The organism is Paenibacillus sp. FW104-T2, from assembly GCF_058789975.1.
Genome location: NZ_JBYTCE010000001.1, coordinates 110,212 through 133,224, shown reverse-complemented (window position 1 = coordinate 133,224; position 23,013 = coordinate 110,212). Strand labels below are relative to the sequence as shown.

The following is a 23,013-nucleotide window of genomic DNA, read 5'->3' as shown; positions in this document are numbered from 1 at the left end:
ATAGAGCGGCGATCTCCTCTGAATGAAGGCCTCTAGCTGTGTGCTAGCTCCTTGATCTCCTGAATAAAAGAGTCCACCTGGATGCCATTTGTTTGTTCCGTAAATTCACGCAGCTCCTCAGATTCCCCTTCATATGCAGATAGCACATAATCCCCATCCACAATATAGTACGTTCCGTACCGGGTAAACGAATAACCTCCGACCTGCTCCCCTGCTGTCCCTTTCTTGACCACGGTGACGATTCTCATGCCTGGCTTGAGTTCCGGTTCCATACCTGCAAAGTCAGCATTATAAAAGAGAAATGTGTCCTCATTCACATCCTCGCCTGTTACAACCTGATGCACTTTCACCTTGTACGAAATGAACTCAGGCTTATAAGGAGCAATGCCGGCAGCCTGATCCTTCTCTGCGGAATCTCCCTCAGGTGTGCCCGGTACAGCGGTCAAATCGACGCTAAAATTTGGGAGTTCGCTCATCACCTCTGCAATAATGACCGCTTCCCCGAAATCCATCATCTCTCTGAAACTCACTTCCCTCATATTGATTGTCGGCGGGACGCCAGTGGAGAGTGGATATTCTTCTCTAAGTTCCGCTATCCGGTTCAGGGACAGTCTGTTTCCTGCATCATCGCGAGAGTTGGAGAAAGGGATAGAGCAACTCGTTAATCCAATCAGTAATACAACACTTATTAACCAATGCATGGCACGGACCCGTTCCACAACCCCACCTCCTCCCTGATCCAGCGTACTTAGGTTCATACAGTCCAGTTTAATCCTGAGGCACATCCCAGTTAGCCAGCATGCCTCTCGCCATCGCCATGGTCGACTCTTCCCCTGTGATTAGTGCGAATTGTGCAACCAGTACCGGGTAAGCAGCCCACTGCTCCCGAATATGATCAAACATCCGTGGCCATGTTTTTCCCCCTGCCTTTTCGTAACGCTTTAACAGATTGCGCAATCCAGCATCCTGGAAAAGCCCATACAAGATCACAAAATCCTTCCCTGGATCAGCGATCTCCGCTTCCGTCCAGTCGATAAGCCCGGTTACCCGCTGTGTATGATCGACGATGATATGCGGTGGATGCAGATCACCATGATTGAATGTGATGTGCTCAGGCCAGAAATGGTCTGTAGACACCCATTTTTCCCACCGCTCGGCGAGTCGCTCCGGCACTGTGAAGCTCTGCTTAATCTGCTCCATATTGGCGGCAAACTCCTGGCGCACTTCCCTAGGCGTCTTGCACCGCACTCCGCCTTGTATCGCTTCATTGGCATCAATGCCATGCAATTGTACGAGTGCAGCAGCCAGCGAATCAAAAAATACATCCGATAGGTTTTCCTGCGGAAAGCGCCATGCATATCCTCCCCCAGCAGGATCGACCACAGCAATCGGTTCACCGTCCAGCAAGGGGTAAGCAATCAGCTCCGGTGTGCAAATTCGCCAATCCGGCACCTTAACAGACAAGTGCTCCTTCACAACCCCCAATACCTTGCGCTCATTCTCGGCACGCCCCCATACATCTCCACGTCTTGGCTGGCGCAAAACCCACTTTTGCCCACTCTCATCCGCAGCAAAGGCCACCCTGAAGTCCATCCCGGACTCATTGATTTCCATCGAGTCTTTGCGAATTTGAAGCCCATTCTGTTCCGCGAGCAGCCATATATCCTGTTGAAGTTTTACCTGTTCATTCGAAATTGGTCCTGTCATACCCATTTCTCCTCTTTTCCTCAGAAAAATAAAAAAACACAGACATTCACGCCTGTGCCTTGATCTCGGATTAAGGGATATGCCTCAATATGTGTAGTCCAATAGTGGTACATCAAAGAACCACTCTTAAATGAAAGAGTGTCCACTATGGATACGGCATACGTGTAAATAGGCAAACCTCTCCCGATTATCTGCACACAGGCAGCAAACAGCACGCGTAAACAAACGTTTCGCTACTATCTCAATCGGAAAAAATGTGCCACACGTATCCCTCCGTTCAGTAAGTTATCCCTATGCTAACATATTCCAATTCCTGGTTCCAGCATGAATTTCCTGATTTGCCATGTACCTAGGTCATTTCCTCCACTGGCCTTCCTGCATATAGAGTATAATGAACAGGTATACGATATAGTTATGGTGCAATGCTTATATTAAGCATCCTGCACGTCTCTGGTCTAAGCATTTAAAACTAACGCAAAAGAGGTTAACAATGAGCAAGCAACAATTCAAAGATTATAAGCTTGGTGAAGAGATCGTCCGGGCACTGGATAGTCTGGGTTATGAAACGCCAACCGAGGTACAGACTGAAGTGATTCCGGTCGCTCTGGAAAATAAAGACCTCGTGGTCAAATCCCAGACAGGCAGTGGTAAAACAGCTGCGTATGGTATTCCGATCTGTGAGCTGGTGGAATGGAATGAAAATAAACCGCAGGCTTTGATTCTCACGCCAACCCGTGAACTGGCCTTGCAGGTCAATGAAGACATCACCAACATTGGACGCTATAAGCGGATTAAAGCCACGGCACTCTATGGACAATCTCCTTTTTATATTCAAAAAGCAGAGCTAAAACAAAGAACACATGTCGCCGTAGGTACGCCGGGACGTGTGCTGGACCATATCGAACGCGGCACGCTGCCGCTCGAGCGGATTGCCTATCTCGTCATTGACGAGGCGGATGAAATGCTGAACATGGGCTTTATCGAGACAGTACAAACTATCATTCAGGCATTGCCTCGCGAGCGCGTAACGATGTTATTCTCCGCTACATTCCCTGAGGACGTTGCCCGTCTCTCACGCAAGTATATGGATAATCCGGTAGAGATCGAGATCAAAGCAAGTGGTCTCACAACAGCTACAATAGAACACGAGGTTGTTCGGGTATCCGAAGTCAACAAGACCGCTGTGCTAGAGGATCTGTTTATCGTGGAAAATCCGGACAGCTGCATTGTATTCTGCCGTACACAGGAGAACGTGGATAAACTGTTCCGGGTGATGGCTGACCTGGACTACCCAGCAGACCGAATCCATGGAGGCATGGAGCAGGACGAGCGGATCGAAGTCATGAATGCATTCAGAAGAGGCCAATTCCGTTATTTGGTTGCAACCGATGTTGCGGCCCGCGGGATCGATATCACGAATATCACTCATGTCATCAACTATGATATTCCCTTGGAAAAAGAGAGCTATGTGCACCGTACAGGCCGTACCGGACGTGCTGGTAAGACAGGCAAGGCCATCACGCTGGTAACGCCGAAGGATGGCAGACGCCTGGCCGAGATTGAATCCTATATCGGATTCGAGATCCCGGTTGTTCCGGCCCCATCTGAAGAGGCCGTTGATCGCCGCAGGGAAGAATTCGAGAAGCGTCTGAAGATTGTACCTGAACGCAAAAAAGACAAGCGTGAGCAGCTGAACCAGCAGATCATGAAACTGAACTTCAACGGCGGCAAGAAGAAAAAGCTGCGTGCCGTAGACTTCGTAGGTACTATTGCCAAACTGGAAGGCGTCACCGCAGATGATATCGGGATTATCACCATTCTCGATAATGTGACCGATGTGGAGATTTTAAACGGCAAAGGCCCGCTTGTACTGGAAATGATGCAAAACACAACCGTCAAGGGTAAACAGCTGAAGGTCCGCAAAGGGAAGCATGTGTAAGCGGAAGATACGAATTTAATATACCTTAAAAAAGGGAGTGCCTTGAGGCACTCCTTCTTTGATTTATGCAGGTTTTCAGCAAGTAGATGAACACGTCTGATAAAAAGCTCCCCGCTCTCGCCGCTTTATATCGAAAAGCACTTCTTTGTTCAGCAATGGATGAATTGTTCACTTGAAACGAATGGAAGTTCAGCTAGAATATACATGAAAGCGCTCTACTTTTGCTCATATCCTTGGGGAGGTGCATGTAATGAGAAGCAGGAAGTATGCATGGATTCTGGTTCTGACCCTGACACTGACGATGTTTGGCCTCCATCCGGAACGAACGGACGCGGCAAGTGTGACCATTAACAACGGCTCCGATTGGCTGGATACCGCAGGTAACCCCATTCAAGCGAACAGCGGTAATATTCTGAAAGTGGGAAGCACGTATTACTGGTATGGCGAGCATGCGGTAGGTGGCAAGTTTGACAGTGTTAACGTCTATACTTCAACCGATCTGAGAAACTGGACATTCAGCAATGCCATCCTCACCAAGGATTCCGCAACGGAGCTTGCCTCCAGCAAGATTGAGCGCCCCAAAGTGATCTACAATCCCGCTACGCAGCAGTATGTGCTCTGGGCACATTATGAGAACGGAACGGATTATAATCTGGGACGTGTCGCCGTAGCGACCAGCAATACACCGAGTGGCAAATTCACGTATGAGGGCAGTTTCCGGCCACTGGACTATGAGTCACGCGATATGACGGTGTTCGTGGATACCGATGGTACGGGCTATCTCATCAGTGCCTCACGCAAGAATGGCGGCGCGAACGATACGATGGCCATTTTCAAAATGAACGCAAGCTATACAGGCGTAGAATCCTTTGTTGGCTGGTTATTTGAGAACAGCTACCGAGAGGCTCCTGCCGTTGTGAAAAAGGGAACCCGCTATTACCTCTTCACTTCCCAGGCCGCTGGCTGGTATCCGAATCAGGGCGCTTACGCTACAGCCACATCCATGACAGGTCCATGGTCTGCACTTACCCCTTATGGCAATCCTTCTGCCTTCGGATCGCAGATTCATGATATTGCCACGATTACAGGCAGCAGCACTACGTCCTATATTTATATGGGAGACCGCTGGAATCCAATGAATCTGGGCGAGCATAAACATATCTGGCTCCCTCTGACCCTGAACGATACCAACGGAACGGCATCACTGGAGTGGTATAAGGATTGGAGTATCGATGCTGCTACAGGTACGGTAGCGCCGTCCTCTCTCGTCAACCACGCTCAAGGCAAAACAGCTACGGCCATATCGACAGCCTCCGGTTCGTCCGCTGCCCATGTGAATGACGGCAACTACCAGACTTCGTGGGCGGCCTCTTCCAATACATGGCCTGCATGGTGGCAGGTTGACTTCGGAGCGCCGAAGACCATTACCGAGATCGATATCTCCTGGTTTATGTATAAGGGATCGGAGGGGTATTACAAATACAAGATTGAGATCAGCAACGATGGTGTCAACTATTCCACACTGGATCGAACCAATAACCTGACCTACGGGTTTACCACAGATGCAGTGCATTTTACGGCCCGCTATGTACGTATCAACATGTTGAATGCCGTGCTGTGGAACAACCCCGGTAATTGGTATACTCCAACGCTGCATGAGGTCAAAATGCTGGGTCCTGCTGCACCAGAAGCGACAGGCTACAGCCAGTTCAGCTCACATAACTATCCGGACCGTTATATCCGGCATTCCAATTTCACAGCTCGTGTTGATGCGAATATCTCGCCTGTACAGGACTCCCAGTTCCGGGTTGTCCCAGGTCTGGCCAGCTCTACGGGTATTTCGCTGGAGTCCGTCAACTTCCCGGGATACTTCCTGAAGCGAAACAGCAGCAACAAAATCGTCCTTGAAGCCTATGCAGACACAGCCGCTTATAAGGGAGATGCAACCTTTCTGAGCAGCCCCGGCTGGGCAGACAGCTCCAAAATATCACTTCAGTCGTACAGCCAACCCGGGTATTACATCCGGCACTATGCCTACGTACTTCAGCTTGATACCATTAATGCATCCAGCAGCTCTACCGTGAAAAGTGATGCCACATTTGGGCGAACCAACTTCTAGTTTGACGTGGTGAAGCCTGATCTGATCCGTAAGATCCCACTGTTATAAAGGCTGCATCTTAGAATCTGATCTAAGACTGCAGCCTTTTGTTATTTTGATCGGATCGTATCACGCTACTCTTTTACTTCATAAGCGATATCTTGCAATTCTTTGATATTATAGGTGTCGTCCTGAATACGCCATTCGCCTTGGTCCTGTAAAAAAGTGATATCACCTGATAATGGAATGTTCTTTAACTGTTTGCCTTCGCGATCAGTAAAGACCAGATTCAGTCTATATTCTACAAGGATCCAATCGTTCTTGCTCTCTTTGATTTCCACGAGTATATTTTCGGGATGCAGTAGAGCCTTCTCCTTGTCTGCCACCATTAGAGGTAACGTCGCATACCGATTAGCCATGTAGGCCTCATAGTTCTTCTCCGTCAAAAATGGTTTCATGGTCTCCCCTTTGGCGAGCAGCCCCTCTACGGTTAGAGTATCTTCATAATCGGCATAATCCACGGTCAATTCCTTTTTTTTATACTCCAGTGACATATCGAGAGCCTTCTGTTCATCCTGAGCCGTTGCCTTATCGTTCGTTACCATACTCGGATCGCTGGTTGGGGGTGGTATCTCCTGAACAGGATCACTCGTCTTCGATTCAGTACATCCCATAATCATCCCTGAAAGTAATAAAGCACTCATTACACAGACTAACTTGCGCATCTTACCAAATCCTTTCGCATCTTCATTACTTTCAATTATCACCTTTATTTGGTTAATTTGTCCAGTATTTAGACACATTATCGGATTCTAATTAGATTTCAAGTATCCAAACTTCAGTTTAACGAACATTTATAACGATTGTTTGCATAAAAAAACCACACTAGATTTCTCTAATGTGGCTCTTCATCCTTATTCTTTGGAATACACGATTTTCTTGATACTGTCGATAGATAAAAAGAAACGTTCGGTCAGCTCATGCACGGTTAAGCCTCCGGCGAATAAACGGCGGATCTGCTTGTTACGCTCTCTGACAACCGCTCTGCTGCCCGAATTTTCGCCCCACTTTTTGTGGGCTTCCTTAGGTTTGGGAATGTAGACCAATCCGCCTGGAATGTGTCTCTGTATCTCTTTTAATAATTCTTCCGGCAAGATGGCATCTGCATTGATATATTTCATGCTGCTCCGCTCCTTAAAATTAGTCTTTAAGGCAGCAGAGTCATACGACGTACGTTTACAACTTCTATAGTGGCGGAAAGGAAAGACATGGCTCTATGCAAACAACCGCCGTTGTTCATCGCATGGACTCTGCATAGAGCGGATCTTGAAACCTCTTATGAATTGAATCATGGTAGCCCCCCATTCGGCACCCATATATAGGTGCAGTTTGATCCCTTCACATGAACCATTCGATCAAAGCACAGCAATATCCTCTTATTAAACAAGCATCATGAATACTGGCTCAAACTCTTCTCCAGCATCTCCCGGACGGCATGCTGCAAGGTTGCTGGCGAGACCACCTTGACTTCCGGGCCATAGGCAAGCAGTTTCCGGGCGGTGAACGGGAACTCCTCCAGAGGGACCATCCCTCTCCATTCATTGCCTTGAATCGAATTGAACAGCACATCGGAACGCGCGAGCCTGGACCCAAACTCGGTGAAGTGCAGCACCACTTCTACTGCCTCCCTTTCGTCTTTGGACTTAAACCATGCTTGCAAACTGGGAATGGACTCATCTGTGGAATCAAGCAATCTCAGCAGCTGCATGCGGTCCACACGATATAACAGCACCCGCTCCTTATGGCGTGCGGGCATGTACCAAAATCCACCGTCATAATAGATGCCGATCGGATAAGCCCTTGTTGGTTTATTGCCATTCCGGGAACGATACGTGAATTCAATCTCTCTTTTATCTACGGCAGCATTCAAAATCTCTGTCGTCAGCATCTCTAAATGCTCGCCAGGATGCTGTACAAACGTCACATGTTCTCTCATTCGTACAATCAGATCCTGTACATCCTGCGGCAAGCTGGAGAAATACTGCTCTGCCAAATGCTCTCGCATCGATCCATACGGAAAATCAGGAACCCGCTGCAAATATTCAATCATCAGAAACAGGCCCAGTGCCTCATGCTGTGTCAGTTGCAGTGGCGGCAGGATCCGATTAGGCAGAACCTTGTAACCCCCATTCACGCCGACCTCCGTATACAAAGGAAAACCGAGTGTCTGCAGCGCATTCAGATCGCGCTGAATGGTACGGACGGATACACCGAATCGTTCTGCCAACTCACGGGCTGTGAACTTCTTTCTGGAATCCATCAATCTCATAATGGCGAGCTTTCGGCCATTCATGGGTTCACCACCTAACTACGTCAACTTTTGTCATAGTTTAAGTGTATCATACGTAACAGAAGGGAGCGATAAAATCATGTCCAATAAAGTAGTGCTGTACATTGCGATGAGTCTGGATGGTTATATTGCAAGAAAGGACGGTTCGGTAGATTGGCTGTTTGACGTGGAAGGTGACGGTGGAGATAACGGGTATGCTGCATTTTATCAAACGATTGGAACGGTAGTCATGGGCCGAACCACGTACGAAGATGTACTTAAGCTATCCGAAGATTTTCCTTATGCAGACCGGCCCACCTATGTACTCTCCCGTTCGGAGCAGCCAACAGCACCACATGTGCAATTTACAACCGAGCCTGTAGAAACCCTTATTCCTCATTTAAAACAGGCTACCGATGACGATCTGTGGATTGTCGGGGGTGGTCAACTGGTTCAGGCTGTGTTGGAAAAACAGCTGCTTGATGAAATTGAGGTTGCCGTCATTCCGAAAATTCTTGGGGAAGGCATTCCCCTATTTCCCGAGGGAACGGTACCGAGCAACCTGAAGATGATCGGGACGCAGACACTCGGTCAGATCATCTCCATCCGGTATCAGGTTCAGGTATAACCCAACTCAGGATATGAAAAGGACCACGCTGCCCACGAGGGGTTAAGTGTGGTCCTTGTTTCTATCCAGGCCAGGGCTAATACAACATTCTGCGTTAAGCCAACATTCCTTGCAGGTATCCTTTTAACGTCTCTGCTGCCAGCCGGTGGGACAACTCGCCAGGATGCGCCCTCGCTCCCATGGTCTCTTTCGTTGTATCCGGGAGCTGCAGAACAGATACCTTTCGGTCGCCTGTCCGCTTCATATAACCATCCACTGCACGATAGATGGCAGGCATCATGGGAAAACCAAGCATGCCATAGGCCCAAACAAGCTGAGCCTTCGGATTGTACTGTCGAAGTTTGGCCAGGAATCGGTCTACCGCAACCTCAAAAGCAGCCAAATCCTCTTCATGATAACTTCCGTCTTCGTTTAAACGCTGCTTATGTACCTTTCCGGACACCGGATCTCTCCATTCCGCTGTCTGGAAAGCACCTCCATCGTTACTTCCCAGATTGATCACTACCACGTCCGGCTGCCAGGACTCAAAATCATGCAGCTCCCCGGCCCCGAGCGCCTGGTTTTTCTCACCCGTGAGCAGGCCGCAGACTTGTTCATAATAATCGGGAATATTATTGTTCGGGTTGTTGTCCCAGCTTGTGAGTGTACCCCAACCACTCTGGGATATCACCCTGTATTCCGCGTTCATTGCCTCTGCTGTCATGTACGTATAGTTATGTATCGCACTGAACCACATTGGAATCCAGTCTTCTTCCGCTCTGGCCCCTATCGCGCCTTCTCCAGATGTTATGCTATCACCAATAAATTCAATCTTGTACGGCTTCTCTTCCACAGGCAGGAATGTGCCATCCGACTTCAAGGCATGAAGCTGCAATGTGGAGCCCGGGTCTGCACTCATCGCTTGCACGTCCTTGACGACTTTTACGTTTTTTACTGTATCCTCGCTCATGCCCCGGAAGATACAGATCCAATACCGTTCTGCAGTGACCATCTGCCTGCTTACAGGAACACCATTGATCAGAATACTGATCCACGGTTCATAGATATCGTAGTCCGACTCCACTTCCACCCACAGCTCAGAGCCTGTGACTTGAAGTTCGATTGCGCTGCCTGTCCAAAATAACGTCAGAGGTGCCCGCTGCTCTGTTGTCCTGCCATGCACCTTCAGGTTCTGTATCTCTGACAGGGCAAGCACCTGTAACTTGTCATTCGTTTTCACCATGTATTCCTCCCGCCTGTTTTGACCCACTTGAGTAAGTGGGTTTCATCATCCTATTCTTTTAGAAAACGATCCACATGCTCCTGGTACTTCTCGTACCATGATCTCCACTCATCCTTGCGTGACTCCAGCGTGCGGTCGTCCAGCAGCGCACCTATCACATCCAGACAGACATGCCATCCGGCAAGGTCTCTTGGTGTATGGCTTGTCATGGAATGAATGATCTCTGTCAGAACAAGACGGCAGCCCTCCTGTACAGGTTGCAGCTCGAACCTCACCTCATCTTCTCCCCAGGTGTATGCAAGAACGGAGTAAGGCTCCAAATGTGTGATTCTCATTTCTTCAAATGTCCCATCGCCCATGTCAAACTTGATCAGCCCGCCCTCTCGCAGATCTTCAATTCGCAATTCGGGGAACCATCCATGCAGCTTATCGTTTTCCGTTAAAAAGGACCATACCTTCCGTACATCATGCTGCCACAAGCGCTCAAAACGGGCCACAACGTCATTCGAAACCAATTTCAACTCAGCTATCATGGGTAGACCTCCTCCAATTGATTAGCTCAATTCATGCAGAATATGAAGCGCTTCCTCTTTTGTTTTTACGAAGAACACATGCTTGCCATTATTGCACTCATAAATGAAATCCTTCAGACTTTTGCTGCTGTAGCCGTCAAAATCACCAATGATGGCAAGCTTCACCTGGTAGTTAACGTACTTTTGCAGAATCTCACCGGCCAGCTTCGTCTTCAGATCGAAGAATTCTTCCGTAATGTTGGATTTGTCGATGATCAGCTTGTATGCCTCGTTCAGATAATTTACCGATGCCATCAGATCCAGAGCATCTTGCACTTCGCTGATGACGATGTCGTTACTCTCAATAATAGCAACCTTGGAGTTACCCTGTTGATGGATCGTAATATCCATTTCACGTGCTCCTTCCATATCTCATTTCCCTATACTATCTCGCATTTCCTTCGCTAAAAGCAATGTGTTTTTCACAATCAGAATGGAAATTTTCGCTCCTCCGACATTCTGGGTTTGCTTCTTATTTGTAATCACTCGCTGGAATTTCTCTGCTACAATGGATTTATTTCCTACAAGGAAATATATTTTGAGATTTGCCTAAGAAAGAGGGATGCTAAGTGGACATGAAGTGGCTCGATTGGGCTAAACAGATTCAGGCTATTGCTCAGACCGGTTTAACTTATGGCAAAGATGTCTACGATATCGAACGCTACGAGGAATTGAGAAAGATTAGCGTGGATATCTTGGCTAACTACACTTCTGTAAACAAGGAGAAGATATCACTCACTTTCGCGAGTGATACTGGATATGCAACGCCCAAAGTCGATATTCGAGGTGTTGTTTTCAAGGATAACAAAATCCTTTTGGTGCAGGAAAAAATCGATGGAGCCTGGGCCTTGCCCGGTGGATGGAGCGACATCGGCCTCTCTCCATCGGAGGTTGCCGTGAAGGAAATCAAGGAAGAGTCCGGATTCGATGTTGTTCCCTTACGCTTATTAGCTGTACTAGATAAGAAATTCCATGGCCATCCACCCGAACCTTATCATATCTACAAGATGTTTATTCAATGTGAGATTACAGGGGGTACAGCTGAAACCGGTGTGGAAACCAGTGCAGTCCAGTTCTTCGACAGGCATGATCTGCCTGAGCTTTCGCTTGAAAGAAATACAGCAGAGCAGGTGAAGACCATGTTTGAATTTTTGGATCATCCCACCAAAGACGTTATTTTGGATTAAAATTCATCACATAAATATAGCGACTCTCCCTCTGTGGTTAAAGTCGCTATCTCTATGTTTGTGTTTGTGTTTGTGTTTGTGTTTGTCATGACTTTCAATCCGGGTGGAACGTGTTCTCCGCTTCCGCTCCTTTAATAAGGTTCCTCTTGGGGATGGACACAACAAAGGCTGCTCCCTTCCCGTTTCGCTCGGCCGATACGACGGTAATGTGCCCTTCCAGAGACTGGACAATATCTCGAACATGGGATAGACCAATTCCTGTTGCGGCACTGCCTGCCTGATTGAATTTTGTCGTATAGCCAGGTTCGAAGATAATATTTCGCTTGGCTTCAGGTATACCTTTGCCCGAATCGATTACTGCAAAATGTACATCCTCATCCTGTTCATATACCTGTATCCGAACAGTCCCTTCGAGCTCGATCACTTCCACAGCATTGGCGATCAGATTGTTCATCACCGTTAAGAGTGGAATGTAAAAGGGCGATTCGCAATCATACAGCTGCTCCATTTGAATTTGTATTCTTTTATCCAGCATCTCAGCGTATTTAAGATTGCCCTTCACCGCGAAATTCAGAACCTCCGACAGGCTCATGTTGACTGCCTTCTCGCTGTCATATAGTTTCAGCAGTCCGGCCAGAATGCGCTGCGAGTCTTTCTTCACCTCATGGATCTGCTGAGCAATCCCCAGTGTCCTCTGACTGTATTGATTCATGTCCTGTTCCCTAAGATCCCGATAGAGGTTGTAGCTATCCGCCGTTATGCCTTCGATTGTCTTCATGGCCTTTTTAAGATAAAAGACCTCTCCGTAGAGGCCTGAGTTTACATTGAGCATCTGCTCCATTCGCTTCTCCTGCTCCGCATGCATGAGCCTCATCTGTCTTACCGCGATACTGTTATACAAACCGATGATAAAATAACTTCTTAGCCCACCCACAACGAGCAGATACAGCCATTCTCTCATATCGAAGATGCTGGTCCCATTCAATACACCGCGAATGAAAAGCTCAATGAGATTGGAGGAAAAATCAACACATGTAATTAAGCCACCCAGGAGAAGTGGTTGGATCACGTGAAACCTGTTCTTGAACTTGCTAAGACCATAAGAGAAGGCGATATAATAGATGCCAGCTCCAATGTTGTCATGCAAACTTTCCAGGACCGACATCGAATTTACATCGTACAGTAAATCAACGGATTGCACGAGAAAGCTCACGATGCCCGTCAGAATCCCCGTTTTCACGTAAGACAGATGCGGCATGATCATAAGCAGGAATAATAGGATACTCACGCCCAAGCCGATTCGAAAATAGTCTTCCTGAAAAGGATTTATCTTAAATTGCGCACCAATGGCTGTAGCCAGGGCGATCACTATCATTTGTACATTCTCATTTTTAAGCCAATTACGCATATCTTTCTCCTACATGCCTCCGATTAGTGCTTGCAAATACCGTTCGGGCTTCTAATGTTGTATATAGTATCATACGTATTCATCTTTAGAAAATTAGCGATGCAGCATAGCAACATCCGAGTCTTTTTACTACATTTCAAAAGCCCGTGAACCTGCCTAACAGCTGATTATTACTTTCAAGTGCGTATATGACTTTGAGGTGCGTACTTCACACCTTCCTTTTGCTGGCTCACAATAATGTACAGGAAAAGAAAGGAGTATGCCCATTGAAACCCGATCAACCTATTTCACGCCACACTGCTCTCGTTATTGGTGCGGGCGGAGTCATTGGAAGTAATCTTATTGATTATCTGACGACACTTCCGGAATGGAATGTCATTGGGGTATCACGCCGCGGAGGGCAAAACTCTCCGAGAGTTCGTTATATATCGGTGGATTTATTGAATGAAGCCGATACTCAGGCCAAACTTAGTCCATTGACGACGGTCACTCATATTTTTTATGCTGCTTATCAAGATCGCCCTACATGGTCCGAATTGGTACAACCCAACCTGGCAATGCTCGTCAATGTGGTCAATGCCATCGAGCCTATCGCTCCCAACCTCCAGCATATCAGTCTAATGCAAGGTTATAAGGTATACGGTGCTCATCTGGGTCCGTTTAAAACACCTGCACGGGAAACGGATGCACACCATATGCCACCTGAATTCAATGTGGATCAGCAGCAGTTTCTTGAGAAAAGGCAGCCCGGAAGCGGCTGGACTTGGTCGGCCCTGCGTCCGTCTGTTGTATGTGGTTTCGCTCTCGGCAATCCAATGAATCTCGCCATGGTTATTGGGATATATGCGTCCATCTCCAAGGAACTTGGGCTGCCACTTCGCTTCCCCGGTAAGCCAGGCGCTTACCACTCCCTGCTCGAAATGACCGATGCTGCCCTGCTGGCTCGTGCTACCGTTTGGGCGGCAACCGACCCCCGCTGCGCCAATCAGGCGTTTAATATTACCAATGGCGATTTATTTCGCTGGAATGAACTTTGGCCCAAAATCGCTGCCTTTTTTGAACTGGAAACGGCACCTCCACTGCCGCTCTCGCTCGCAACGGTGATGGCAGACAAAGAAAGTCTGTGGAAATCCATGATTGAGAAATATGGCTTGATGGAAACCTCCTATGATGACGTCTCTTCCTGGGCCTTCGGCGACTTTGTATTCTCGTGGGATTATGATTTCTTCGCAGATGGTTCCAAAGCCCGCCGCTTTGGCTTTCATGATTTTGTCGAAACCGAATCGATGTTTATGGATATATTCGCGAATTTGCGTGAGCGCAGGATCATTCCGTAACGGAATATTAAATGCATAACAAGCGCATTCCCAAACCTCGGGAATCCGCTTGTTTTATTTCTAACCATCCGAGGTGGGAGGCTTAAACAGAATTTTCGCTCGATTACCGTATACTTTTTCAACATGGGTATCTCCCCATCTGCACATCGAATGGAGAATCTCCTTAAGAGTCCACCCATATTCCGTTAGCTCATATTCAACCTTCGGTGGAATTTGATGATGGGAAATACGGGATATGATTCCCGCCTCCATCAGTTCACCGAGCTGCTGGGTCAATACTTTCTGAGCAATGGCAGGCATGAGCTTCATCAATTCGCCATTACGTTTTTTGCCAAAAGTAAGATGGAACAGAATAACGGGCTTCCATTTGCCGCCGATCACTTCAAGTAAAGCTTCGACTGCAGTATTATATACTTTTATCGGTTCTTGCACTTATCTCCTGCCTCCCTCTACACCCATTTTCCCTTCTAGTCTACAATACAATCCAAGTTGCAATTTAATTATAGACCATGGTGCATCGTTATGAGCCAATAAAAAAAAGCAGCCCTCGGGGCCGCTGGACATTCTTCATTTCAAGCTCTGCAGAATGTTTTTCATTTTGTTGTAATGCCCGCTTACCCGGTCAACCATATAGTTATACATGAGCTGGTTCTCCGACAGGTTCGCCATTTCGGCATCAATGTCCACATTATTGCCGTTGTTGTTCATCGTTGTTTCGTTGTTCTCCACAATCCGGTATGGAACGACAGAAGAATTGAGATCTTTGGCAGGCAGATGCTTCGGATGTGTCCGGTGCATATCCAGCTCCCGGGTTGTACCATTTTCCACGATACGTCTCAGTGCTTCTTCAAACTCCACCGATTTCTTTTTGTAATTGGGTGTGTCAGCATTGGCAATATTGTCAGTGGTGACCTTGTGCTGCACGTTCAGCACTTGCAAAAGAGATTCATTGCGTCTTGACGTGTTGGTTTCAATCACGGCTCAGTCTCCTTCAGAGCAAAATGGTGCAGTCCCAATTATCATAAGAAAAAAAGTTGCCCTCTGTCAACATTCACTCAATTCTTACATATAAAACTCAACACAGCGTTAGCGATTTAGCTTGACAAAAATTTCCGCCAACTTCTCCCGGTCCTGTGCTGTTAACTTTTCAAATAACGCTCTGCGCAGCTTTTGTCCCTCCATGGATGCTCTGCCAAGAACTTCGGAGCCATCCTCGGTGATATCCAGGTAACTATTGCGGCGATCGGATTCATCAACGACCCTGACAGCCAGTTTCTTTCCGACGAGCTTGTCCGATAAATAGCTGAGAGTCGGCGGGGTAAGCCCCAGTATTTTCGCAATATCGGATGGTCGACTTTTTCCGTTTTGCTTCAAATGGGAAAGCACAAGAACATGAGATACGCCCAGGTCCTCATTAAATGATTTGTTCCACTGTATAATCAACTTGTTGGTGAAGGTATCCATATTGTGTATGATTTCAAAAATTGTTTTCTCTTCCATAACTGCCTCCTCATAAAAAAGACAGCCCCTAATGAAAATTAAGAGCTGTCATTATTCTACACACTATTGTGCGGAGTATCCACCATCAATAACCAGCTCGGAGCCGGTAATATACGAGGAATCATCGGAAGCCAGGAACAGTGCCGCTTTGGCAATATCCATAGCTTGACCCAGACGCTGTAGAGGCGTTGCCTGAATCAGCCGACCAAGCAGTTCTTGGGACGTGCTCAGGGATTGGGTCATAGGGGTTTCAATAATCCCTGGGAAAAGAGCATTGACACGAATGCCCTGACGTCCGAACGTCGTAGCCGCTGCTTTGGACAACGCACGTACCGCGCCCTTCGACGCCGAGTAGTGATTGAAGCCCTGCCCAATCATTGCAGTATACGATGAAATATTAACGATAGAGCCTTTCTTCTGAGCGGCCATGTATGGAGTCACATGCTTCATGCCCGCAAACGGGCCAAATCCGTTAATGGAAAGCATCTTCTCCCAGTCCTGTGCGTTGATCTCCTCAAATGGTTTTTCGGATGAGATACCAGCATTGTTGACCAAGATGTCTATTTTGCCAAAGCGATCGTTGACGACCTTCGCCAGTGCCTCCCAGTTCTCGTCTGACGCCACGTTTAATTTCATTCCATAGACATTCTGCTTCTGGCTAGCTGTCTCCAGCGCCGCCTCATTAATATCTGCTGCAATCACGATGGCACCTTCCTGTGCAAAAAGATCCACCATACACTCACCAATGCCTGAAGCTCCGCCTGTAATAATAGCTACTTTACCTTCCAATTTTCCCATGGAATATGCTCCTCACGTTAATTTAATGAATTGTTGTGTAAATAGATCCGGCAATCAGCAGCTCAACGTACCTCAAAAATTATTATTTAGATATAAAACCATTAGATGTCTAAATAATAACATCGGACAATCCCATATGCAATGCCAAAACCCGGATTAACTTATTTTGGATGATGTCAAAACTAAAAATACCCTATTCTGTTCTTCCACTGAAAGAGCAGATAGGGTATTGGGTGAAATGAACTTAGATTGAATCGGTGATGTCCGGACGGCGATTGTCCTCATTGACCAAACTGCGAACAAAGGTATCAAAGTCTGGCGCAAGCCATGTGATCTTATAGTTATTTTCCTTATCCACATGGACAACCTCAGGCTCACCCGCATTATCGGAAGCACGGTAATCCAGCATGATGACCTCAGACTCCGATGGACACTTACATAGAACCACACCGATTTCCGGATAGCCGCCTTGCTCAATGATAAACCTGCTGCCTTCTTCACCGCACAGTGAATGCTTCTTCTCTTGGCCAATGCCCAGCATTCCCGAGATTTCAATGAGCCTCTTCTCAGCGGATCCTGCCTCGCTAACAGGGATATACCGGTAACGAGGGACCCCACCATTATGTATTTTCATCATGTCAACGTAGGCTCTTGGCAATTTGAAAACCAGCCGCTCTTCCACAGCCTCAACTTGTTCATCCGTGGGTGATAGCATTACCCAATTCTCCAACGCTTCAGCGTGGTCGTTCCAGAAATCCGTGGAATCCGGATCACTTACAATTGATTGCTCCATTGAGATTGCCGGGACGGAGTAAACCTTCTCCTGAGCTGTCTCCTCAGCAGGCTTCTCAGCTGTTTTACTGCGAATCCATTCAAGAAACTCCTGTGTATCTTCATCTCCCGGGTCCAGTCGGTCTGCATTCTCAAAAGCAGCACGTGCCTTCTCATACTGCTCCAGATAATAGTAAGCCAGTCCGATGCGATAATGCCACAAGGGGTCGTCCTGGCCCTCTTCAGCAACTGTCAGGAATTGTTCAACTGCCTCTTCATAACGTTCCAGATTGTTCAGCGCTCTACCCAAATGACCGATCAGCTCATAATCGCGCTCTTCCACATCAATGGCTGTAATCGCATCCACAATCTCTTCGAATTCGTCCTGTTCATGCCACTCTTCCAGCTGCTCCAGTAGCTCGTCTCTCATCCCGCTTGCCTCCCTGTTCATTCGCTCTACATACCTTGCTAAAAATTATACCACTTATCAGATCACTTTCTCCAGCAATGCAGATGCCTAGAACTTTATAATGAAATAGGTGTCATTCAAGTCTATTCAGACGACTTGGATGACACCTACAATGTCTTGGAAAATTCAGTTCCGTTCATCCCATCTAAGATCCTGCTTCATCATGGAATGAACGAATATTGCATTATCGCTTACGGATCGGGATCCATATCTCGCTTCTGTATTCCGGTAAAGTGACATCCTTGTGCTCATTCCACAGGATTTCCGGTCCTTCGCTAAGTTCATAATCTGACGAAGGAAACCACTCGGAATAGATTCGTCCCCACACGTTCTGAAGCGTCTCTGGAAAAGGACCAATAGACGTAAACACAGCCCATGTCGATGCGGGTACTTCCAGGCATGCCAGACCCTCGGGGGCCACTTGGGTGGTGGCAGCACCGATATAATGATCCAGTCCCCCCTTCTCCTCCATCCGTCCTTCGCTGAAGTGAGCCGAAGCACTGATGATCCCCAGCGGCTGAACATTGGATAGCCCTTTAATCGTCTCGATCAATTCCGGGGTGAGCAGTTGATACATCGCAGCAATATCCGGATTCACCCCATTGAATACAATCGGTACCCTTTTGCTAATCCCCACAATTCGAAAGGCTTCTTTCTCTTCAATACGATAGTTCATTTCATTTCCTCCTTGAATGGTCAATTGGAATGTCATCCGGGGGAAGGCCTTGAGGGATGGACCATGATTCCGCGCTTCGGAGGGTGTGACCCCATGCATGCTCTGAAAAGCCCTGGCGAAGGAATCCGGTGAGGTATATCCATATTTGAGCGCAACATCGATGACTTTGCTGTCATGGGTGCTAAGCTCCATTGCTGCCATCGTCAAGCGCCGGCGACGGATGTACTCGGATAAGGTAATGCCGCTAAGAAAGGAAAACATACGTGTAAAATGGTATTCCGAACAGCACGCGATTCGCGCTACCTCTTTCATATCAATTGTCTCCGACAAATTCTCCTCAATATAGGCCAAACCCTCATTCAGCCGTGCCAGTGTATTCATCATCATTCCCTCCCCCATTGATCCAAGCATAACAAAGCGTTTCTTCCGGCATCCGACATTCCCTGCACCATTCTGCAGGCAGCAATTTAATGACCAGCCAGATGTCCAGCATAGACGGCGAATTCTCCATTTTACAGCTATGCCGTTCCTCTTACTTGTCATGTACATATTTTATAGAAAGATAGTTTTGAATTTTACGGATAAGGAGCGCGATTGAATGGGAGCCAGTTCGGGAACATCACTAAACAAGCAAGGCGTGTCCATTATTGCCTGCACCAAGCGCCATAACTATATTCAAAACCTGTTTAGGAATTACAATCGCCAGAAGCATCTCAAGAAAGAAATGATCATTATCGTCAACAACGATAACATCCCTCTTGCCCCTTATCAAAGCTTAGCCAAAAAGCACCGGAACGTACACGTTTTTCGTCTGCCGGAACGGACCTCTCTCGGTGCTTGTCTCAATTACGCAATCAAGAAAACAAAGTATGGCCATATTGCCAAGTTTGATGATGACGATTATTATGCTCCCTATTATTTGACGGAAAGCCTGCAAACCTTCAAGAGAACGGATGCCGATGTCATTGGGAAGCGGGCCCACTATCTGTATTTGCGCGGATCCAGGAACTTGCTCCTTCGTTTTCCCCAGGATGAACACCGCCCGGTGACCCTGATCCCCGGCGCCACTCTTGTCTTTAAAAGGCATGTAGTCCGTCATGTTCAGTTTCCGGATCGAAACGTCGGAGAGGATGATCTGTTTTGCATTAGAAGCAAGCAAATGGGGTACAAGGTTTATTCGGGAGGAAGACATAACTTTGTTGCGATCCGCAGGAAAAACTCATCCGATCATACATGGATCATCAGCGATAAGGAACTCATCTCACAGAGTAAAAAAATTCGAACCAGGAAGCATTACAAACGATTTGTACAGAAAAAACCAAGGGGCAAATTCTGATGGCCGCCCCGGTTCAGAGTCGTAATCAACATGCCGTCTCCATCATTGTTTGTACCAACCGGCACGAATGCATGGACAACCTTTTTCGCAACTACAACAGGCAGAACTACAGGAATAAGGAGCTTATCGTCATATTAAACAATGACAAGCTGAAGGTGAGCAACTATATGAAGGCCGCTAGCTCATATGAGAACGTAAGGGTAATCTCCTTACCACAAAATCTATCCCTTGGCTTTTGCCTTAATCACGGGACTGCACTGGCCAGATATACCCTCATTGCCAAATTCGATGACGACGATTATTATGCACCGAGCTATCTAAGGGATAGTGTACGTACCCTGGTAAAAACCAATGCAGATATTGTAGGCAAACGAGCCCACTATATGTACCTAAACAGCAAAAAGCTCCTTCTGCTCCGTTATCCTACGAAGGCGAACCAGTATGTCCCCCTGATCCAGGGCGCAACCCTTCTTGTTAAACGACAGGTGGCCACTGAGGTTGGATTTCGTGATAAAAATCGAGGAGAATGCGTAGCATTCTGTTCGGACAGCTTGGCAAAAGGCTACAGGATTTACGCAGGGAGTCCGTCAAACTTCCTTGCGATCCGTAGAAGGAACTCCGCAGATCACACATGGATTGTGAGTGATAGAGATCTTTTGACGAAAAATGTGAAGGTGCTGAAAGTGAAGAATCCAAGAAGATTCGTACGTGCTCACTTATCTAACAAATAGTTTCACCTGATCTCTGTGAATTTAAAATGAAATAACACAGCAAAAAGAGCAGCGATCAGCTGCTCTTCTTCAATGTATATCTGTAGGTTTTTCTATCTTATCAAGCCAGGTACTCCGCCATAATCTGCTCGATATCGAAGGGCGTAACCCCTTGCTCCACCGAATAGACTGTGTCCGCCTCATCCCGCGTATCCACAAGTTCACCTCGGGCCTTTGCATGCAGCATGAACAGGTCGTATAGATCTGGCTTGCGCAACCCGGTCATGGCTTTGCCCATCAAGACCATTCCCTTTTCATTGCCCTCTACATTGTTGTAGTAGTGTGGATGGCTGGTTAGGGCAAGATCGGTCCAAATGACGATGCGATCTACGAGATCAAGTATGACAGGAATTGTAATCTGTGTATCGGCTGTAATATCAATTTTGTTAGCCACCGTAGACGGTTCAAAAATCTCACCCGATCCTGGCTTCTTGCGCATCATCCACCCCGCGAAGCATTCCGGAAGATCGCAATATGGATGACTCGTGAACGACAGCAATGATGCAACAACATATCGGCCGCCATAATTAACGATCGACGGAATATGCAGGTCAATGAACTCGCATGCCCCCTGCGGAGCCGATACGATATCTCCGCTGTGAACAGCCTTGTACTTGGTGGAACGCAGATTCGTATAGGAGATGTGCTCAACATAATTCCAGTTCTCGTCATACATCACCGCAGACAGGTCAATATCGACGCGTCCTGTGTCCTGCCCGTTGACCATGCCTTCCTTCCACCAGTTGAAGAAACGAATCGTATCTCCTTCGCCCATGGGTACCCGGCTCCCTCTCACGAGGGTACGCAGGGCCTTGCTCGCGGAACGTTGGGAAAAAGGCACAAGATAGTCATGGAGCTGTTCATCGATATACGTCTTACCCAGCGGTGGAAGAGCTGCGAACCGTTCGACCAGAGCCTGCTCGCACAATTGCACAACTTCCCGGCATGTCGCCTCATCCAGCTCTGACAGCTGATTCGGAATGCCAAACGCCTTTGCCACGTTGCCTTTTGGGAAAAAGACACGAATATCCTGTGGTTCATTACGCTGGGCAAAATGCTGTCTCACCTGCAGCAGCACCGGCGTCGATACCTGTGCAGTTACCTCACTAAATGCCAACAATACATAGGCCTCATCCTCGGTGATTCGCAGTACATGGTCCAGTCTTCTGGCAAATTCACCCGGACGCTGCGACAGCAGATCGATCAGGCTCCAGGTGTTGCGATACTGGAACGCAAGCTCCACGCTTCCGTTAAAGGTGGCAAACGACTTGTTATTGCGCAGAATATCAAAGGCTTCCTCGCAGCGAGGATACCGAAGCTTATATTCGGAAGGGTGCAGAATCTCCCCCAGACGAACCCAGCGATCCTTATACCGGAGCATGTCCTCGGTGATCTGTCCGCATTGCTCCAGTAGACCCAGCAATAGACGTCTCTCACGACGTTTGAATTTGCGGAAGCGTGCAGGCGCAGCCAGACTGACATCGCCGTTCGACCAGGCAGCAGCCAGACGCAGGACGTCCGTGGCTGTTTTGAAGTACGGGCCGATTCGTTCCAACCTCGCCTTTTCATGTTTCAACAGCGAAGCCACCACGAAGCCAACATTCTCCTTGAACGGAATTTCAGCAGGCAATATCGCATCTACCTCATCCGGTTCCGCATGTTCCAGTACTGTATCGATGTCATTCTTGTCCGTCTCCGAAATGGAACCCTTTGCTTCAATCAGCTGGTGGATGAGTGTTCTGAACCCTTCCTCACTTCCCAAGTGGATCACTTTCAGATCTGTCTTGTCAGACAAAGGCTGTCTATCAACCGGTTCACGATCAGGATATACAAGGGTTAGGTAGTGAATGATGGCATTGAGATACAGCTCCGCTTCATCTTCCTGCATGACCTGCATGGGAAATCCCGGATACATCGGTTTGTACTTCACATGTGCCCCGACCATCTCTCTCAAATCCGCTACCAACTGAACAACGAAGGCTTCAAACTGTTCCTTGGATAATCTTCGTACGGCTTGCATCAGTTCATCGGAGAACGTGTATCCTAGCGTTTCAATATTTTTAAGGGCTGTAGCCAGGTAAGACTTGGGCAGTTGTTTCTCCCCTTGATGTTCAATAATCAGTTTGTTTGCTCGTCTTAAATAAATGGTGTTATGGTTCATGATAAAAGAGTCCAGGAAAGCTATATCCCTATATAACGTGGAAGGTTAGCTTGAGAAGGAAGGAATATAATAGCCTGGACGCCTCCTCTCCTGAATAGAAATCCT

The 23,013-nt window shown here is 47.5% G+C and carries 24 protein-coding genes; 7 read left to right on the top strand and 17 right to left on the bottom strand.

The annotated features are described in order from the left end of the window. Window positions 1–32: 32 nt before the first annotated feature. Together AC3WQ3_RS00595 and AC3WQ3_RS00590 are read right to left on the bottom strand one after the other, a co-directional pair. On the bottom strand, window positions 33–758 hold the full coding sequence (locus AC3WQ3_RS00595; protein WP_492471141.1) for a hypothetical protein: 726 nt from the start codon (window positions 756–758) through the stop codon (window positions 33–35). A 10-nt stretch (window positions 759–768) separates the two neighbouring features. Beyond that, window positions 769–1,707: a macrolide 2'-phosphotransferase gene (locus AC3WQ3_RS00590; RefSeq protein WP_492471140.1), complete on the bottom strand. Its 939-nt coding sequence runs from the start codon at window positions 1,705–1,707 to the stop codon at window positions 769–771. A 490-nt stretch (window positions 1,708–2,197) separates the two neighbouring features. Here AC3WQ3_RS00590 and AC3WQ3_RS00585 point away from each other — a divergent pair, with 490 nt between their 5' ends. Together AC3WQ3_RS00585 and AC3WQ3_RS00580 are read left to right on the top strand one after the other, a co-directional pair. Continuing rightward, the gene (locus AC3WQ3_RS00585; RefSeq protein WP_492471139.1) at window positions 2,198–3,646 is read left to right on the top strand and encodes a DEAD/DEAH box helicase; all 1,449 of its coding nucleotides are present in this window, start codon (window positions 2,198–2,200) and stop codon (window positions 3,644–3,646) included. Window positions 3,647–3,896: 250 nt separating this feature from the next. Further along, window positions 3,897–5,765, top strand: coding sequence for an AbfB domain-containing protein (locus AC3WQ3_RS00580; RefSeq protein WP_492471138.1), 1,869 nt, complete (start codon window positions 3,897–3,899; stop codon window positions 5,763–5,765). Between the two features lie 113 nt (window positions 5,766–5,878). Here AC3WQ3_RS00580 and AC3WQ3_RS00575 read toward each other — a convergent pair whose 3' ends face one another. From AC3WQ3_RS00575 to AC3WQ3_RS00565, 3 genes are all read right to left on the bottom strand, one after another. Next, on the bottom strand, window positions 5,879–6,448 hold the full coding sequence (locus AC3WQ3_RS00575) for a hypothetical protein (RefSeq protein WP_492471137.1): 570 nt from the start codon (window positions 6,446–6,448) through the stop codon (window positions 5,879–5,881). Between the two features lie 210 nt (window positions 6,449–6,658). Then, on the bottom strand, window positions 6,659–6,925 hold the full coding sequence (locus AC3WQ3_RS00570) for a CD3324 family protein (protein WP_492471136.1): 267 nt from the start codon (window positions 6,923–6,925) through the stop codon (window positions 6,659–6,661). Between the two features lie 269 nt (window positions 6,926–7,194). After that, on the bottom strand, window positions 7,195–8,097 hold the full coding sequence (locus tag AC3WQ3_RS00565) for a helix-turn-helix transcriptional regulator (RefSeq protein WP_492471135.1): 903 nt from the start codon (window positions 8,095–8,097) through the stop codon (window positions 7,195–7,197). A 76-nt stretch (window positions 8,098–8,173) separates the two neighbouring features. On the opposite strand from AC3WQ3_RS00565, the gene AC3WQ3_RS00560 reads away from it, so the two are divergent. After that, window positions 8,174–8,701: a dihydrofolate reductase family protein gene (locus AC3WQ3_RS00560; RefSeq protein ID WP_336782550.1), complete on the top strand. Its 528-nt coding sequence runs from the start codon at window positions 8,174–8,176 to the stop codon at window positions 8,699–8,701. A 94-nt stretch (window positions 8,702–8,795) separates the two neighbouring features. Here AC3WQ3_RS00560 and AC3WQ3_RS00555 read toward each other — a convergent pair whose 3' ends face one another. From AC3WQ3_RS00555 to AC3WQ3_RS00545, 3 genes are read right to left on the bottom strand one after another with little or no spacing between them, the layout of a single operon-like run. Continuing rightward, window positions 8,796–9,923: an SGNH/GDSL hydrolase family protein gene (locus tag AC3WQ3_RS00555; protein WP_419720045.1), complete on the bottom strand. Its 1,128-nt coding sequence runs from the start codon at window positions 9,921–9,923 to the stop codon at window positions 8,796–8,798. A 50-nt stretch (window positions 9,924–9,973) separates the two neighbouring features. Then, a complete protein-coding gene (locus AC3WQ3_RS00550) occupies window positions 9,974–10,456 on the bottom strand; it encodes an SRPBCC family protein (RefSeq protein WP_492471134.1) in 483 nt (160 codons plus the stop codon). Between the two features lie 21 nt (window positions 10,457–10,477). Continuing rightward, window positions 10,478–10,846 (bottom strand): DUF4180 domain-containing protein, encoded by a 369-nt coding sequence (locus AC3WQ3_RS00545; RefSeq protein ID WP_492471133.1) that lies wholly within the window; start codon window positions 10,844–10,846, stop codon window positions 10,478–10,480. Between the two features lie 218 nt (window positions 10,847–11,064). On the opposite strand from AC3WQ3_RS00545, the gene AC3WQ3_RS00540 reads away from it, so the two are divergent. Next, complete coding sequence (locus AC3WQ3_RS00540) at window positions 11,065–11,682, top strand: NUDIX hydrolase (protein ID WP_492471132.1); 618 nt, start codon at window positions 11,065–11,067, stop codon at window positions 11,680–11,682. 94 nt (window positions 11,683–11,776) lie between these two features. Here the strand turns inward: AC3WQ3_RS00540 and AC3WQ3_RS00535 are convergent, their stop codons facing one another. Next, window positions 11,777–13,090, bottom strand: coding sequence for an ATP-binding protein (locus AC3WQ3_RS00535; RefSeq protein ID WP_492471131.1), 1,314 nt, complete (start codon window positions 13,088–13,090; stop codon window positions 11,777–11,779). 266 nt (window positions 13,091–13,356) lie between these two features. On the opposite strand from AC3WQ3_RS00535, the gene AC3WQ3_RS00530 reads away from it, so the two are divergent. After that, window positions 13,357–14,427, top strand: coding sequence for an SDR family oxidoreductase (locus tag AC3WQ3_RS00530; RefSeq protein WP_492471129.1), 1,071 nt, complete (start codon window positions 13,357–13,359; stop codon window positions 14,425–14,427). 60 nt (window positions 14,428–14,487) lie between these two features. On the opposite strand, the gene AC3WQ3_RS00525 is transcribed toward AC3WQ3_RS00530, so the two are convergent. The 7 genes from AC3WQ3_RS00525 to AC3WQ3_RS00495 form a co-directional block, all read right to left on the bottom strand. After that, window positions 14,488–14,859: a winged helix-turn-helix transcriptional regulator gene (locus AC3WQ3_RS00525; protein ID WP_183523119.1), complete on the bottom strand. Its 372-nt coding sequence runs from the start codon at window positions 14,857–14,859 to the stop codon at window positions 14,488–14,490. Between the two features lie 135 nt (window positions 14,860–14,994). Further along, window positions 14,995–15,405: a flagellar basal body rod protein FlgB gene (gene flgB, locus AC3WQ3_RS00520; protein ID WP_095360296.1), complete on the bottom strand. Its 411-nt coding sequence runs from the start codon at window positions 15,403–15,405 to the stop codon at window positions 14,995–14,997. A 108-nt stretch (window positions 15,406–15,513) separates the two neighbouring features. Next, complete coding sequence (locus AC3WQ3_RS00515) at window positions 15,514–15,927, bottom strand: MarR family winged helix-turn-helix transcriptional regulator (protein ID WP_492471128.1); 414 nt, start codon at window positions 15,925–15,927, stop codon at window positions 15,514–15,516. Between the two features lie 63 nt (window positions 15,928–15,990). Then, complete coding sequence (locus AC3WQ3_RS00510; RefSeq protein WP_492471127.1) at window positions 15,991–16,725, bottom strand: SDR family NAD(P)-dependent oxidoreductase; 735 nt, start codon at window positions 16,723–16,725, stop codon at window positions 15,991–15,993. Window positions 16,726–16,969: 244 nt separating this feature from the next. Further along, window positions 16,970–17,926 carry an SMI1/KNR4 family protein gene (locus tag AC3WQ3_RS00505; RefSeq protein WP_336782563.1) on the bottom strand — a complete coding sequence of 319 codons (957 nt, stop codon included), beginning with the start codon at window positions 17,924–17,926 and terminating at the stop codon, window positions 16,970–16,972. A 223-nt stretch (window positions 17,927–18,149) separates the two neighbouring features. Further along, complete coding sequence (locus AC3WQ3_RS00500; protein WP_492471126.1) at window positions 18,150–19,022, bottom strand: AraC family transcriptional regulator; 873 nt, start codon at window positions 19,020–19,022, stop codon at window positions 18,150–18,152. Beyond that, on the bottom strand, window positions 18,997–19,134 hold the full coding sequence (locus tag AC3WQ3_RS00495; RefSeq protein WP_336782565.1) for a hypothetical protein: 138 nt from the start codon (window positions 19,132–19,134) through the stop codon (window positions 18,997–18,999). The genes AC3WQ3_RS00500 and AC3WQ3_RS00495 overlap by 26 nt, the downstream gene beginning before the upstream one ends. Window positions 19,135–19,239: 105 nt before the next feature. On the opposite strand from AC3WQ3_RS00495, the gene AC3WQ3_RS00490 reads away from it, so the two are divergent. Together AC3WQ3_RS00490 and AC3WQ3_RS00485 are read left to right on the top strand one after the other, a co-directional pair. After that, window positions 19,240–19,977, top strand: coding sequence for a glycosyltransferase family 2 protein (locus AC3WQ3_RS00490; RefSeq protein ID WP_492471125.1), 738 nt, complete (start codon window positions 19,240–19,242; stop codon window positions 19,975–19,977). Next, the gene (locus AC3WQ3_RS00485; protein ID WP_492471124.1) at window positions 19,977–20,708 is read left to right on the top strand and encodes a glycosyltransferase family 2 protein; all 732 of its coding nucleotides are present in this window, start codon (window positions 19,977–19,979) and stop codon (window positions 20,706–20,708) included. The genes AC3WQ3_RS00490 and AC3WQ3_RS00485 overlap by 1 nt, the downstream gene beginning before the upstream one ends. A gap of 100 nt (window positions 20,709–20,808) precedes the next feature. On the opposite strand, the gene AC3WQ3_RS00480 is transcribed toward AC3WQ3_RS00485, so the two are convergent. Further along, window positions 20,809–22,908 carry a TerD family protein gene (locus AC3WQ3_RS00480; protein ID WP_492471123.1) on the bottom strand — a complete coding sequence of 700 codons (2,100 nt, stop codon included), beginning with the start codon at window positions 22,906–22,908 and terminating at the stop codon, window positions 20,809–20,811. Between the last annotated feature and the right edge of the window lie 105 nt (window positions 22,909–23,013).